Source organism: Streptomyces aurantiacus JA 4570 (genome assembly GCF_000414115.1).
GTDB classification, from domain to species: domain Bacteria; phylum Actinomycetota; class Actinomycetes; order Streptomycetales; family Streptomycetaceae; genus Streptomyces; species Streptomyces aurantiacus_A.
The window spans coordinates 1-12,357 of record NZ_AOPZ01000086.1 but is presented as its reverse complement, the minus strand read 5'-3'; the positions used below and the strand labels follow the sequence as shown (position 1 = coordinate 12,357).

8 protein-coding genes are annotated in these 12,357 nt (G+C 72.2%); 3 read left to right on the top strand and 5 right to left on the bottom strand.

Annotation, left to right across the window (positions count from 1 at the left end):
* Together STRAU_RS40140 and STRAU_RS11765 are read right to left on the bottom strand one after the other, a co-directional pair.
* Positions 1 to 1,978, bottom strand: a 1,978-nt coding sequence (locus STRAU_RS40140; RefSeq protein ID WP_397892063.1) for a UvrD-helicase domain-containing protein, incomplete at its 3' end; no start/stop codon positions are given.
* Between the two features lie 348 nt (positions 1,979 to 2,326).
* Entirely contained in the window at positions 2,327 to 2,743 is a 417-nt protein-coding gene (locus STRAU_RS11765; RefSeq protein WP_037658798.1) for an MGMT family protein, read from the bottom strand.
* 173 nt (positions 2,744 to 2,916) lie between these two features.
* Here STRAU_RS11765 and STRAU_RS11760 point away from each other — a divergent pair, with 173 nt between their 5' ends.
* The 3 genes from STRAU_RS11760 to STRAU_RS11750 all read left to right on the top strand — a co-directional run bounded on the left by STRAU_RS11760 (position 2,917) and on the right by STRAU_RS11750 (position 9,115).
* Positions 2,917 to 5,832: a lysylphosphatidylglycerol synthase transmembrane domain-containing protein gene (locus STRAU_RS11760; RefSeq protein ID WP_016640515.1), complete on the top strand. Its 2,916-nt coding sequence runs from the start codon at positions 2,917 to 2,919 to the stop codon at positions 5,830 to 5,832.
* Positions 5,833 to 5,867: 35 nt separating this feature from the next.
* Positions 5,868 to 7,418: an alpha/beta hydrolase gene (locus STRAU_RS11755; protein WP_037658796.1), complete on the top strand. Its 1,551-nt coding sequence runs from the start codon at positions 5,868 to 5,870 to the stop codon at positions 7,416 to 7,418.
* 122 nt (positions 7,419 to 7,540) lie between these two features.
* The gene (locus tag STRAU_RS11750) at positions 7,541 to 9,115 is read left to right on the top strand and encodes an alpha/beta hydrolase (RefSeq protein ID WP_016640513.1); all 1,575 of its coding nucleotides are present in this window, start codon (positions 7,541 to 7,543) and stop codon (positions 9,113 to 9,115) included.
* A gap of 59 nt (positions 9,116 to 9,174) precedes the next feature.
* Here the strand turns inward: STRAU_RS11750 and moeZ are convergent, their stop codons facing one another.
* The 3 genes from moeZ to STRAU_RS11735 all read right to left on the bottom strand — a co-directional run bounded on the left by moeZ (position 9,175) and on the right by STRAU_RS11735 (position 12,155).
* Positions 9,175 to 10,353: an adenylyltransferase/sulfurtransferase MoeZ gene (moeZ, locus tag STRAU_RS11745; protein ID WP_016640512.1), complete on the bottom strand. Its 1,179-nt coding sequence runs from the start codon at positions 10,351 to 10,353 to the stop codon at positions 9,175 to 9,177.
* A gap of 99 nt (positions 10,354 to 10,452) precedes the next feature.
* Positions 10,453 to 11,214, bottom strand: coding sequence for a spherulation-specific family 4 protein (locus tag STRAU_RS11740; RefSeq protein WP_016640511.1), 762 nt, complete (start codon positions 11,212 to 11,214; stop codon positions 10,453 to 10,455).
* Positions 11,202 to 12,155, bottom strand: a complete 954-nt coding sequence (locus STRAU_RS11735) for an NAD-dependent epimerase/dehydratase family protein (protein WP_016640510.1) — start codon at positions 12,153 to 12,155, stop codon at positions 11,202 to 11,204. Before STRAU_RS11735 ends, STRAU_RS11740 begins: the two co-directional genes overlap by 13 nt.
* Positions 12,156 to 12,357 lie beyond the last annotated feature (202 nt).

The window sequence follows — 12,357 nt, the reverse complement described above, 5'->3', positions numbered from 1 at the left end:
CCGCCGCGCCGCCGCGCCGCGCGGTGCGCTCCAGGCGGCGCGGCCACGGCGTGCCGTCCCACAGGTCCCACAGCGCCTGCTCGGCGGTGCCGCCGTCCGCGAGCCGCTTCCTGGCCCGGCTCAGCAGTTCGCCGAGGCGCTGGGCGCCCTTCGCGTACGAGGGGTCGTGCGTGGTCAGCCGCTCCGGCTCGGCGAGCGCGCGGGCCAGCAACACGTCGGACGGCGGCGGCAGATGGTTGCCCCCGGCCCGCTCCTCCTCCCGCAGGGCCCGGCCGAGGCGCCGCAGGTCGGCGGCGTCCATGCTCGCGAGGGGCGAGGTGAGGAGGGCGAGGGCGGTCTCGGTGTCGAGCCAGGCGGGGGTGACGGGCGCGGGTTCCGTGCGTGCGGGTTCGGTGCGTGCGAGTTCGGTGCGTGCGGGTTCGCGGGGGTCGTCGGACGGCGGCTCCGGGGACGACGGTTCGCTGGACGCCGCGTCCGGCCCCGGCGCCGACGGTTCGCCAGCCACCGCCGCCTCCGGCTCCGGCTCCGGCTCCGGCTCCAGAGACGACAGCTCGTCGGACGCTGCCTCCGGGGACGACGGCCCGGCAGACCGCCCCTCCGTAGACGACGGCTCGCCGGACGCCGCCTCCGTAGACGCCCCCTCGGTAGGTGCCGCCTCCGTAGACACCACCTCCGCGGACCCCGGCCTGCCCGGCGCCGCCGACTCGTCCAGAAGCCCCGGCTCCCCCGCGCCCTCTCCCGACTCCGCCCTCGCCACCGCCCGCAGTGCCGTCAGCAGGGCCGTCACCGCGGGCTCGTGGCGCAGGGGGATGTCGTCGCCGTCTATGTCCAGGGGGACGCCCGCCGCGGTGAGGCTGCGGCGGACGGACGGGATGGTCCGGGCGCCCGCGCGGACGAGGACGGCCATCTCGCTCCAGGGGATGCCGTCCTCCAGGTGCGCGCGGCGCAGGATGTCCGCGATGTTGTCGAGCTCGGTGCCTGCCGTCGGGTACGTACGGACGTCGACACGGCCGCCGTCCCTGGCGGCCGTCAGCTCCCGGTGGGCGCGGACCTTCTCCGATGGCAGCCGGGTGAGCGGCAGCCGCGTGGTGATCAGGCGGGTGGCCGCCAGGAGCCGCGCCCCCGACCTCCGGGACGTCGTCAGGACCTCGACGGGCGCGGGCGTGCCGTCCGCGCGCGGGAAGTCCGCCGGGAACTGGAGGATGCCGTTCACGTCGGCGCCCCGGAAGGCGTAGATCGACTGATCGGGGTCTCCGAAGGCGACGAGGTCACGGCCGCCGCCCGCAAGGGCGTGCAGGAGGCGCACCTGGGAGGGATCGGTGTCCTGGTACTCGTCGACGAACACCGCGTCGTACTGGGCCGCCAGCGCGCGGGCGACCTCGGGGCGGCGGGCGAGCAGCACCGCGCGGTGCACCAGCTCCGCGTAGTCGAGGACGCCCTGCATGTCGAGCACGTCCAGGTACTCGGCGAGGAACGCCGCCGCCGCGCCCCAGTCGGGGCGGCCGCCGCGCCGGGCGAAGGCGTCCAGGGCCGCCGGGCCGAGGCCCAGTTCGCGGCTGCGCGCGAGCACGGCGCGCACCTCGTCGGCGAAGCCGCGCGTGGTGAGGCAGGCACGCAGCTCGTCCGGCCAGCGCACCCGCGCGAGGCCCTCCCGCGCGAGGTCGGTCTGGCCGGCGAGGAGTTCGCGTACCGCCACGTCCTGCTCGGGTCCCGACAGCAGCCGCAGGGGTTCCACGAAGAGGTCGGCGTCCTGGTGGGCGCGGACGAGGGCGTAGCAGAACGAGTGGAACGTGGTCGCCTGCGGGGCGTCGGCGGCGCCTATGCGGTGCGCCATCCGGTCGCGCAGCTCGACGGCGGCCCTGCGGCTGAACGTGAGCACAAGGACCCGCTCGGGATCCGTCCCCTTGGCCACCCGCGCGGCCACCGCCTCCACCAGGGTGGTGGTCTTGCCGGTGCCCGGACCTGCGAGAACGAGCATCGGACCGCCCGCGTGGTCAACCACGGCGCGCTGTTGTGCGTCCAGGTGAGGGGGATCCGCAGGGACCGGCGGGGTACGCACCAGTCGATAGGCACCCGGGTTCCCCTGTCGTACCTGCGGGTGCGACGGGTGCCGGGCGTGCCGAACGGATGAAGTGGAGCTCACGTGGATCGCCGGTCCTGGTGGGTGTACTGGTCGAGGTGCGGCTGTGCGACAGCTGCGGGGTGAGTGTGAATGCGTGCTGTCGACGCTACGCCAGCGAATGAGCGGGGCGCGTGGCTTCCCCCGTACGGGCCACCGGTCCGCCGTGGGTCCTGTGGCCGCCGGTCCCGTGCATGGCGGAAGGTGTCAGGTGTGAGCCTCCGGAGCCACGTCCGCCGTGCCGCCGTCCCAGCGCGCCCTGCGCATGTCCAGCCGCGGCATGCTCCGCTCGGCCGTGCGGCCCGCCTCCCGCAGCGGGGTGCCCTCCGCGCGGTACGCCTCCAGGGCACGCAGCTCGTGGCCCGGCAGCAGCACGCCGTCCGAGCGCACCACGCGCCACCACGGCACCGCGGCGCCATAGAGCGCCATCACGCGGCCGACCTGGCGCGGGCCGCCCTCCTCCAGCCACTCCGCGATGTCCCCGTACGTCATCACGCGGCCCGGAGGGATGCGTTCCGCCACATCCAGGACACGCTCCGCGTACTCCGGCAGCTCCGCTTCGTACTCCGGCAGCGCCGCCTCGTGCTCCCGCAGCTCCGCTTTCGATCGCCTCTCCTCGCTCATCCGGACCATCCTGCCGCATGGCACCGACACGGTGACGGCCCCGCGACAGAGCGTGCGACGGTGCAGGCAACAGGGGCCGAAGTGGCAAATCGTGACCGTTTCGCGCCCCCGGATTGCCCCCTGATGCCCCCCGTTGTCAGCGGGGCATGCCACCATCGTGCGGGCGGTGACTGGTGATACGAGATCAAGAAGAGGCGACGGAGCAGCAGGGCGTGCATTCCGACAAGAAGGCGGGCACCCCTGCGGACACGGCACGCCCCGACACCGGTGAGCACGTCCTGAAGTCCGACGAGACGCCGAACGACAAGCCCCACGGCACGTCGCACGACGACCAGCCGCAGCAACCGGAAACGGCCGAAAACCGCTCCGGCCCGGACACCGACCACTCCGTCCCGGACACCGACCACCTCGATCCGGACGCCGCCCACCCCACACCGAACACCCCCGACCACCTCCCCGACTGCGCCGACGAAGACGCGCACTCCGAGCGTGTGGAGGGCGACGAACCCCTCCTCCCCGCGCGCGTGCACCGCCCCTCCGACCTCATGCGGCTGCTCGTCGGCATCCTGGCGATCGCCGTGCTGCTCGCGATCTCCGCGTTCGCGCACGGCACCACGTCGGGCCTGGAGCAGGACATCAACGCGGGCACGGGCGAGCCCCCGGACCTGCTGATGAAGCTGGCGGGGCTCACCGCGAGCATCGGCGTGCTGCTCGTCCCCGTGGCGTTCGCGATCGAGCGTCTGATCAAGCGGGACGGGCTGCGCATCGCCGACGGCGTCCTCGCGGCCGTCCTCGCGCACGGCGTGACCCTGGCCACCGACCTGTGGGTGGCCAAGGCCGCCCCGGAGTCCATCCAGGACGCGCTCACCCAGCCCTCCCCGGGGGACATCAGCTCCCTCACGGACCCGGTGCACGGCTACCTCGCGCCGGTCATCGCGTACATGACCGCCGTGGGCATGTCCCGCAGGCCCCGCTGGCGCGTCGTGCTGCTCGTGGTGCTGCTGCTCGAAGCCTTCACGATGCTGGTCTCGGGCAACACGACGCCGTTCTCGATCATCCTGACGGTGCTCATCGGCTGGACCGTGGCGTACGGCACGCTGTACGCGGTCGGCTCGCCGAACGTGCAGCCCACCGGCCAGACGCTGCTCGCCGGCCTCAGGCACGTCGGCTTCCGCCCGGTGGGCGCGGCCCGCGAGGACTCCGGCGACGCCCCCGACCAGGACAACCGCGGCCGGCGCTACTTCGTGACGCTGGAGGACGGCCCGCCCCTGGACGTCACGGTCATCGACCGCGAACAACAGGCGCAGGGCTTCTTCTACCGCGTGTGGCGCCGCCTCACGCTGCGCGGCATCACCCAGCGCCGCAGCCTCCAGTCGCTGCGCCAGGCCCTGGAGCAGGAGGCCCTGCTCGCGTACGCGGCGATCGCGGCGGGCGCCAACGCGCCCAAGCTGATCGCCACCTCCGAGCTCGGCCCGGACGCCGTGATCCTCGTGTACGAGCACACCGGCGGCCGCTCCCTGGACTCGCTGCCGGACACGGCCCTCACCGACGACCTCCTGCGCGACACCTGGCGCCAGGTCAAGGCGCTGCAGTCGCGCCGCATCGCCCATCGCAGGCTGGCCGGCGACGCGATCCTGGTGGATCGTTCCGGCACCGTCATCCTGACCGATCTGCGCGGCGGCGAGATCGCGGCCGGCGACCTCGTCCTGCGCATGGACATCGCCCAGCTCCTGACCGCCTTCGGGCTGCGCGCCGGCGCCGAGCGCGCGGTCGCCACGGCCGTCGACGTCCTCGGCCCGGACGCCGTGGCGGACTGTCTGCCGCTGCTCCAGCCGATCGCGCTGACCCGCTCCACGCGCGGGACGCTGCGCAAGCGGGCCCGTGAGCGCGCCGAGCGGGAGCGCGAGGCCGTCCTCGAGGCGTCCCGCAAGGCCAGGCTCACGCGCAGAGAGGGCGAGGGCGACGACGTCTCCGAGGAGACGGGCGCGACCGCCGCCCGCAAGGCCCCGCAGGCGGAGAAGGCGCAGAAACAGGCCGAGAAGCAGGCCATAGACGAAGCCCTGGAGCAGGCCCGCGAGGAGGATCTGCTCACCCAGATCCGCCACCAGGTGCTGCTCATCCGGCCGACGGCCCCCGTGGAACCGGCCCAGCTGGAACGCATCAGGCCACGCACGCTGATCAGCTTCATCGCCGGCGCCTTCGGTGCGTACTTCCTGCTGTCGCAGCTCACGCACGTCGACTTCGGCACCATCTTCGGAGAGGCCGAATGGGGCTGGGTCGCCGCGGCCATGGCGTTCTCGGCGCTGAGCTACTTCGCCGCCGCGATGAGCCTGCTGGGCTTCGTGCCGGAGCGGGTGCCGTTCCTGCGGGCGGTGTCGGCGCAGGTCGCAGGGTCGTTCGTGAAGATCGTGGCGCCCGCCGCGGTGGGCGGCGTGGCGCTGAACACGCGCTTCCTGCAGCGTTCGGGGGTGCGCTCGGGGCTCGCGGTGGCGAGCGTCGGCGCCTCCCAGCTCTTCGGCCTCGGCTCGCACATCCTGCTGCTGCTGGTCTTCGGGTACGTCACCGGCACGCAGAAGACGCCGACGCTGACGCCGTCCCGCACGGTCATCGCGGGCCTGCTGACCGTCGCGGTCCTCGTCCTTGTGGTGACCGCGATCCCGTTCCTGCGGAAGTTCGTCGTCACGCGCGTGCGGTCGCTGTTCGCCGGTGTCGTGCCGCGCATGCTCGACGTCCTGCAGCGCCCGCAGAAGCTGCTCACCGGCATCGGCGGCATGCTGCTCCTGACGTTCCTGTTCGTGCTGTGCCTGGACGCCTCGGTGCGGGCGTTCGCGAGCCAGGAGATGGGCACGGTGAGCCTCGCCAGCGTCGCGGTGGTCTTCCTCGCGGGCAACGCGCTGGGCTCGGCGGCGCCCACACCGGGCGGCATCGGGGCGGTCGAGGCGACGCTGACGGTCGGCCTGATCGCGGTGGGCGTACCGAAGGACGTGGCGGCGCCGGCGGTGCTGCTCTACCGGCTGCTCACGCTGTGGCTGCCGGTGCTCCCCGGATGGCTGTTCTTCAACCACCTCACCCGTAAGGGGCTGTTGTAGGGGCGCCTTGACGGACTCCGCCGCAGGATGGAGCCATGCCCATGCTGCCGCCGCGCGTCAAGGCCCTGTCCGCCACCGCCGTCCTGCTGACCGCCGCGCTCACGGCGTGCGGGGACTCCGGCTCCGACTCCTCGGACGAGGCATCGCCGGACCAGAAGCTGAGCTGGAAGGACTGCCCGGCCCCGTCGGCGGCGGAGGGCGGCGGCCAGGCGCCCTCACCGCTGCCCGGCGGCGCCGAGTGGCAGTGCGCCACCATGAAGGCGCCGCTGGACTGGGACGAGCCCAAGGGCGACACCGTGGACATCGCGCTGATCCGCGCGAAGGCGAGCGGCGCCGAGAACAAGCGCATCGGCTCCCTCGTCTTCAACTTCGGCGGCCCCGGCGGCTCCGGCATCACCACGCTGCCCGCCTTCGGCTCGGACTACGCGAAGCTGCGCACCCGCTACGACCTGGTGAGCTTCGACCCGCGCGGCGTCGGCCGCAGCGCGGGCGTCACATGCGAGGACGCCGAGCAGCTCGACGCGTACTTCCAGCAGGACGCGACGCCCGACGACGCCGCGGAGCGGACGAAGCTCATCGACAACGTCACGGCGTTCAACGGGGAGTGCGAGAAGAACTCCAAGAAGGTGCTCCCCCATGTGCGCACCACGGACGCGGCCCGCGACATGGACCTGATGCGGCAGGTGCTCGGTGACGACAAACTGCACTACTTCGGCATCTCGTACGGCACCGAACTCGGCGGCGTGTACGCCCATTTGTTCCCCAAGAACGTGGGCCGCGCGGTCTTCGACGCGGTCGTCGACCCCACCCAGACGCCCGAGCAGGGCTCACTGGGGCAGGCCGAGGGCTTCCAGCTCGCGCTCGACAACTTCGCCAAGGACTGCACCTCGCAGGTCGACGACTGCCCCGTCGGGAGCAGCGAGCAGGACGTCAAGGACCGCGTCGCGAAGCTCCTGAAGGACCTCGACAGCAAGCCGCTGCCCGCGCTGCCGCCGCGCGAGCTGACGCAGACGGCGGCGACGAACGGCATCGCGCAGGCCCTGTACTCCAAGGACTTCTGGCCCTATCTCACGCAGGGCCTCGAAGACGCCTACGGCGGCGACGGCAAGATCCTCATGGTCCTGTCCGACTCGATGAACGGACGCAACGAGGACGGCGAGTACAGCAACATCCAGGCGGCCAACGTCGCTATCAACTGCGCCGACGACAAGCCGCGTTACACGCCCGACGACGTCGAGTCGAAGCTGCCGGAGTTCCGTGCGGCATCACCGCTGTTCGGCGACTACCTGGCGTGGGGCATGGTCAACTGCACCGACTGGGCCGTCGAGGGCGCCGCCGACCACCCGGACGTGAGCGCTCCGGGCGCCGCGCCCGTCCTCGTCATCGGCAACACCGGCGACCCGGCCACGCCGTACGAGGGCGCGCGCAAGATGGTCGACGCCCTCGGCGAGGGCGTCGGCGTCGAGCTGACGTACAAGGGGCAGGGGCACGGGGCGTACGACAGCAAGAACAAGTGTGTGCGAAGTGCCGTGGACGGCTATCTGCTGGAGGGGACCGTGCCCAAAGCGGGCACGATCTGTGCCTGATCGGCCTTCGGCCTCGTCCTCAATCGCCGGACAGGCTCAAGAGTCGCCGGCCAGCCTCGCTGGGGCCGCTGTCAGTGGCCGTGCCTACTATGGCCTGACTGTCTTCCGAGGGGGGAAGCTTCATGCCGCGATTCGTACGGTCAGCAGCTCTGGCCACCGCAGGGGTCCTGGTGGCCGGGCTCGCCGTGGGATGCGGTGGCTCGTCCGACGACAAGGGTGACGAGGCCGACGGGAAGCGGCCCGCGCCCACGGGGGCCGATCCGGCGCCGAGGCCCGACCCCTCCTCCACCCTGCCCGCCTCCGTCACCACGCAGAAGCTCGACTGGGGCCGCTGCGAGGCGTCGGGCAGCGATCCGGCGCCGGGCGACGAGTGGCAGTGCACGACGCTCAAGGTCCCGCTCGACTACGGAAAGCCGGACGGCGAGACGATCGGCATCGCGCTGATCCGCGCCAAGTCGACCGGCAAGGGCGACCGCATCGGCTCGCTCCTGTTCAACTTCGGCGGCCCGGGCGGCTCCGGCGTCTCCATGCTGCCGTCCTTCGGGGATTCGTACGGCAAGCTGCGCGAGCGGTACGACCTGGTGAGCTTCGACCCGCGCGGGGTCGCGGCGAGCGAGGGCGTGCGCTGCCGCGGCGACAAGGAGACCCAGGCCGCGGAGAACACCGACCTCACGCCGGACACCCCGGCCGAGGAGAGGGCGTACTTCAAGGACGCGGCGGACTTCGGCGCCGGCTGCGCGCGCGCCGCCAAGAAGCTGCTCCCGCACGTCTCGACGGCCGAGGCCGCCCGCGACATGGACGTGATGCGCCAGGTCCTCGGCGACAAGAAGCTGCACTACTTCGGCATCTCGTACGGCACCGAACTCGGCGGTACGTACGCCCACTTGTTCCCCAAGAAGGTCGGCCGCCTCACGCTGGACGCGGTGGTGGACCCGACGTCGGGCACGGTGGGCCACGCCGAGAACCAGGCACGGGGCTTCCAGCGCGCCCTCGACAACTACCTGAAGGCCAACGGCCAGGACCCGAAGACGGGCACGAAGAAGATCGTCGACCTGCTGCGCCGCATAGACGCCGAGCCGCTGCGCACGGACACTCCCGGCCGCAAGCTCAGCGAGTCCCTGGCGACGACCGGCATAACGGTCACGCTGTACAGCAAGCAGACCTGGCCCGCCCTGACCAACGCCCTGGAGGATGCGGAGAAGGGCGACGGCACGGCCCTGCTGCAGCTGGCCGACGCGTACAACGAACGGGACGCGTCCGGGCGTTACAGCACCCAGAGCCACTCGCAGCGCGCGATCTCCTGCCGTGACGGCAAGGAGCGGCCGACGCCGGAGCAGGCCAAGGCGCGGCTCGACCGGTTCCGCGAGATATCCCCGCTGTTCGGCACGTTCATGGCCTGGGACACGGCGGGCTGGTGCCACGACTGGCCGGTGGCCGGGCTGCACGACAGCCCCGAGGTGAGCGCCCCCGGCGCCGCGCCCGTCCTCGTCGTCGGCAACACCGGCGATCCGGCGACGCCCTACGAGGGCGCCAGGAAGATGGCGGACGAGCTGGGCAAGGGTGTCGGCGTCCACCTGACGTGGAAGGGCGAGGGCCACGGGGCGTACGGCAACGGCAGCGACTGCGTCGACGGCACGATCGAGGACTATCTGCTGGACGGCAAGGTCCCCCAGGACAACAAGGTCTGCGAGTCCTGAGAGCCGAAAGGCCCCGCCCACCAGAAGGTGAGCGGGGCCCGGGAAGACCGCGAACGGCTCTAGTAGACCGGCTTCTCCGGCTCGACCTGGTGGACCCACCCGATCACGCCGCCGCCCACGTGCACCGCGTCCGCGAAGCCCGCGGACTTGAGCACGGCGAGGACTTCCGCACTGCGGACACCCGTCTTGCAGTGCAGGACGATCTTCTTGTCCTGCGGGAGCGTCTCCAGGGCGGCGCCCATGAGGAACTCGTTCTTCGGGATCAGCTTGGCGCCCGGGATGGAGACGATCTCGTACTCGTTCGGCTCGCGGACGTCGATGATCTCGATCTTCTCGTCGGCGTCGATCCACTCCTTGAGCTGCTTGGGAGTGATCGTCGAACCGGCCGCCGCCTCCTGGGCCTCTTCGGAGACGACGCCGCAGAACGCCTCGTAGTCGATGAGCTCGGTGACGGTGGGGTTCTCGCCGCAGACCGCGCAGTTCGGGTCCTTGCGGACCTTGACCTGGCGGTACTGCATCTCCAGGGCGTCGTAGATCATCAGGCGGCCGACGAGCGGCTCGCCGATGCCCGCGAGGAGCTTGATGGCCTCGTTGACCTGGATGGAGCCGATCGACGCGCACAGCACGCCGAGGACGCCGCCCTCGGCGCAGGACGGGACCATGCCGGGCGGCGGGGGCTCCGGGTACAGGCAGCGGTAGCACGGCCCGTGCTCGGACCAGAACACCGACGCCTGGCCGTCGAAGCGGTAGATCGAGCCCCATACGTAGGGCTTGTTCAGGAGCACGCACGCGTCGTTGACCAGGTAGCGCGTGGCGAAGTTGTCGGTGCCGTCGACGATCAGGTCGTACTGGGCGAAGATGTCCATCACGTTGTCGGCCTCGAGCCGCTCTTCGTGCAGGACCACGTTCACGTACGGATTGATGCCGAGGACCGAGTCCTTCGCGGACTCCGCCTTGGAACGGCCGATGTCGGCCTGGCTGTGGATGATCTGGCGCTGCAGGTTCGACTCGTCGACCTCGTCGAACTCCACGATGCCGAGGGTGCCGACGCCCGCCGCCGCGAGGTACATCAGCGCCGGTGACCCGAGGCCGCCGGCGCCCACACAGAGCACCTTGGCGTTCTTCAGCCGCTTCTGCCCGTCCATCCCGACGTCGGGAATGATCAGGTGGCGGGAGTACCTGCGAACCTCGTCGACGGTGAGCTCAGATGCTGGCTCGACCAGGGGTGGCAGCGACACGGGGACTCCGTTGGTCGAAAGTGCGATCGGTGTCCCCCGGGCCGGGCGCGGCCGGCGAGGGGGACGCTTGTTCTCCTGGTAACACTGCCATGGCCATCTTCATTCCGAGACACCTGGTCCGATACGCGAGACGATCTCGTCCCAGTAGCCGGGCAGCGCCTCCCAGGGGTCGGCGGCCCGGCCCGCGTCGGTGCGGTCGGTGAAGTAGATCGTCGAGGCCCCTTGCCAGCGGGCGACGCGCAGGGCCTCGTCGAGGTGGCCGAGCGGCATGCCGTGGACGAGGTGGCAGAAGCGTTCGGGCGGGTGGTCGGCGGTCCACTCGGCCACTTGCGACCAGCGGTAGTCGGTCCAGGGCCCGGCGAAGGTCACCAACTGGTCGGCGGCGTCCGCGTATCCGGGGTACGGATGGGTGCCGTGGCCGAACACGATGTGCCCGTCGTCGGCCCCGTTCCGGAGCAGGGCGCGCAGGGTGGTCACCGTGCGCGTGACCTCCGGAAGGGCGGCGCGTTCGGTCGGGCAGCGGCCGAGGAAGAAGCCGTCCACCAGATACCAGTCGAGGTAGCGGTGGGCGTCCGAGACCAGCTCGCCGAAGCCGCGGGCGCCGTACATCACGTCGAGCTGCCCGAGGACCCGGACGCCGGCGTTCCGCAGCCGTCCCGCGGCGTCGAGGCAGTGCGGGTCGGGCCGGTCACCCGGGCCGTTGTCGACATTCAGGACAACCCAGTGCAAAGGGGTGCCGGGGCGGGTGAGTTCGGTCCATTCGGTGGGGGCGAGCAGGGGGTGGGCGAAGCCGGGGACGCCGAATCCGACGCGTACGTCGGTCTGGGCGACGCCCGTGGCCGTGCTGCTCAGATGCGGCATGCCGCCTCCATCCAGATGTCGGCCAGGGACTCTTCGAGGTTGATGCGGGGGCGCCAGCCGAGCCGGTCGCGCGCGGTGCGCACGTCGGCCTGCTGCCAGCTTCCGCAGCCGTCGGGGTAGGGGTACGCGGTCGGTCCCGCGTGGTCCGGGTCGGCGCGGGGGTGGCCGATGGCGGGCCGGAGCGGGGGCTGGTCCAGCTCGTGCAGCGCGCCGCCGTAGCCCGCGACGCGCGCGAGCACGGCCGCCGCGTCCCGCAGCCGCACGGCGCGCCCGGAGCCGATGTTGACGATGCCCTGGGCGGCGGAGAGCGAGGCGGCGTGCACGGCGCGGGCGATGTCGCGTACGTCGATGAAGTCCCGCTGGACGCCGAGTCCGCCGAGTTTGAGCTCGCCGTCGCCGGACTGCATGGCGCGCCGCATGGCCTCGGCGAGGCGGCCGAGGGGCGAGCCTGCGGGGGTGCCGGGGCCCGCGGGCGAGAACACCCTGAGGACGACGGCGTCGAGGCCGGAGCCGAGGACGAGTTCGGTGGCGGCGAGCTTGCTGACGCCGTACGGGCCGCCGGGGCGGGGCACGGCGTCCTCGGCCGTCGACGATCCTGGCTGGCTCGGTCCGTACTCGGCGCCGCAGCCGAGCTGCACCAGGCGGGCGCCGCAGCCGCTGCGGCGCAGGGCCTCGCAGATGGTGGCGACGGCGACGGTGTTGTGCCGGGTCAGTTCGCGGGCGCCGCCGCGGGTGGCGCCCGCGCAGTTGATGACGACGCCCGGGTGCACGGCGTCCAGGAAGCGGGTGAGCGCGCCGGGGCTGCCGCTCGCGAGGTCGAACCGCACGTCCGAGTCGTCGCCCCGGCCGAGCGCGGTGAGCTGCACGGCCGGGTCGGCGAGCAGCCGGTCGGCCACGAAGCGGCCGAGGTATCCGTTGGCTCCGATCAGCAGCACCCTCATCGGGCGCCTCCCGGGACGGACGCTCGGAGGCTGGGGGTGGTCATCTGGTCTTCTCCTTCAGGGTGTTGCCGAGTTCAGGGCACTGGTGGTCTGGGGGTGGTGTTCGGGGCACTGGTGGTCTGGGGGCGGGGTGCGGGTCCCCGGGGCGGGCCGGTGCCGCGGCCGCGCGCGCCGCCCCTGCGCGGGCAGGGGCGCGGGACGG